General features: G+C 34.4%; 1 protein-coding gene. It reads right to left on the bottom strand.

The window, feature by feature from the left end; genetic code table 11:
* Window positions 1-323 precede the first annotated feature (323 nt).
* Window positions 324-1,568: an IS256 family transposase gene (locus EZV73_RS28200; RefSeq protein WP_255814239.1), complete on the bottom strand. Its 1,245-nt coding sequence runs from the start codon at window positions 1,566-1,568 to the stop codon at window positions 324-326.
* Between the last annotated feature and the right edge of the window lie 113 nt (window positions 1,569-1,681).

The following is a 1,681-nucleotide window of genomic DNA, read 5'->3' as shown; positions in this document are numbered from 1 at the left end:
GGGTTTGTCAAGTAAAGTGTGTAAATTTATTTAATTTAGATCAGTGATCATTTATTGACCACTGATTTTTTCATTTGTTTATTTAAAATCAAACAGTTAAAATATGGAAATGTATAATTGGGGAGAACCCATGGAATATCATTTAAATGTTTAATCTATCGATACAATTAGAACTAGTTCATYATTATCATTAAGCTTATAGCTAATATCGTAACTAGTCGTATTGGTATCATGATTAGTATCTTTRACTTGAATTGAAACCTCTGACTCGGGGTCAAATTCACTCAATAACTTAATTAGATTAATGTTTTTCATTTGCTCTCCTATAAAGCTTCAAACTTCATTATTCTAGCTTGCATAGCTTCATTAACAGATAGTTGATTTCTAACCATTGCCCAATTGTTTACGGGCCTGTTGCCCCATTTTTTATAGAGTTCTGTTACTCTAAGGTATAATAATTTGATCAATGAGTTTTCGTTTGGAAATGCTCCTTTTTTAGTAACTTTTCTAAAACTTGCATTTACACTTTCTACTGCATTTGTTGTGTACATTACCTTTCTAACAGCACTTCCATAATTATATAGTTGCTCTACATGACTCCAATTTCTTGTCCATACGTCTACAGCACCTGGGTAACTGCTCCAAGACTGTTTGAATCTTTCAAATTCAGCCTCTGCTGCTTTTAAGCTTGCTGCACCATACACTTTCTTTAAACTTGCTGTAAAAGGCTTATAGTCCTTACTAGGAACATACTTGATTGAATTTCTAATCAAATGAACAATGCATCTTTGGACAACCACATCTTTGAAAATGGCCTTAGCTCCAGCCTCTAATCCTGAAACACCATCCATTGAGATGAAGAGAATATCTTCTACACCACGAGCTTTAATTTCATCGAATATTTGCATCCAGACATGCTTGCTCTCCGTCTCGTTTAACCAAAGTCCCAATAGATCCTTTTTGCCGTTTACATCGTATCCTAAGATTGTGTAAACAGCGTAACTTTTTGTTTCATAATCTTTCTTGATTGAAACGTACATACAGTCTACAAAGAGGAAAGTATAAAATTTCTTCAAGGGTCTGTTTTGCCACTCTGAAGCCTCATCTAAGACTCTATCAGTTATGTCTGAAACCATTTCGTGTGATATTTCAAAACCGTAGATATCATCTATAGTAGAGGCTATATCTCTTTGACTCATGCCTCTTGCATACATTGCTATAACTTTATCTTCGATACCGCTAACGTCTCTTTGACGCTTTTGGATTATCTGAGGATCAAAACTTGAATCCCTATCGCGAGGTACTTCGATTGGCACCTCACCAAGCGTTGTTTTTACATTTTTCTTAGTATAACCATTTCTTCTATTCTTGGTTTCTTTTTCTGATCTATCGTTTGTTTCATATCCTAAATGATTGTCCATTTCACCTTGCAGCATTGCCTCAAAGATTGGACCAAATACATCTTTTAGAGCATCTTGGACATCATCTGAACTCTTGAGATCATACTCTTTYATAATCATTTCAGCTAATGCATTTGATTTTCTGTTTCTTTGTTTTCTTGACGCCATTACTTCATTTACCATCCTTTGTGTCCTTTCTAGATTGTAGCACACAAAGTCAATAAAAATAAGTGTGCTATCAGATCCTTAGTTCTGATTTACACACTTTATTTTACACTCCC

It is taken from the genome of Acidaminobacter sp. JC074 (assembly GCF_022496765.1).
Classification (GTDB): Bacteria; Bacillota; Clostridia; order Peptostreptococcales; family Acidaminobacteraceae; genus JABXKX01.
This window is presented reverse-complemented; position numbering and strand designations above follow the sequence as displayed.